General features: G+C 61.4%; 1 protein-coding gene. It reads right to left on the reverse strand.

Annotation, left to right across the window (positions count from 1 at the left end):
* The coding region (locus tag ACR0DX_RS22755; RefSeq protein WP_480847556.1) for a fumarylacetoacetate hydrolase family protein at window positions 1-830 on the reverse strand (830 nt) is incomplete at both ends.

The following is an 830-nucleotide window of genomic DNA, read 5'->3' on the forward strand; positions in this document are numbered from 1 at the left end:
ACATCCTGCCGCTGCACGCCCAGTCCCTCGATCCCCAGCTCCATCTTGTCGCCGGGTTTCAGATAGGTTTGCGGGTCTTGCCCCATGCCCACGCCCGGAGGTGTCCCGGTCGAGATCACATCCCCCGGCTGCAGCGACATGAATTGCGACAGGTGCGAGATCACCGTCGCCACACCGAAATGCATCGTCTTGGTCGAACCGTCCTGATAACGGTGCCCGTTGACCTCAAGATACATCGGCAGGTTTTGCGGGTCCGCGACCTCATCGCGGGTCACCAGCCAAGGTCCAATGGGGCCAAACGTGTCCGCCGACTTGCCCTTGACCCATTGCCCCGAGCGGTGCAGCTGAAAGTCACGCTCGGACAGGTCATTGACGACGCAATAGCCCGCCACATGGTCCAACGCGTCCTCTTCCGAGACATATTTGGCCTCTTTTCCGATCACCACGCCCAGCTCGACCTCCCAATCGGTCTTGACCGAGTTGCGGGGGATTTCGACCGTGTCATTGGGGCCGATAATGGCGGATGTGGCCTTGAAGAAAATCACCGGCTCGGCGGGCAGGTCCATGCCCGATTCCGCCGCGTGATCGGCATAGTTGAGGCCAATGCAAATGAACTTTCCAACCTGGCCCACACACGCTCCGATGCGCGGGTCGCCCTCGACCAGCGGCAGGGTTGCAGGGTCGATCGCGCGCAGACGTGCGAGGCTGTCATCACTCAGCGCGGCGCCTGCGATATCACCGACTTCGCCCGACAAATCACGGATCGCGCCGTTTCCGTCCAAAAGCCCCGGCTTTTCTTGACCCGTGGGTCCGTAGCGCAGCAGTTTCAT

This window comes from Ruegeria sp. D3 (assembly GCF_056534465.1).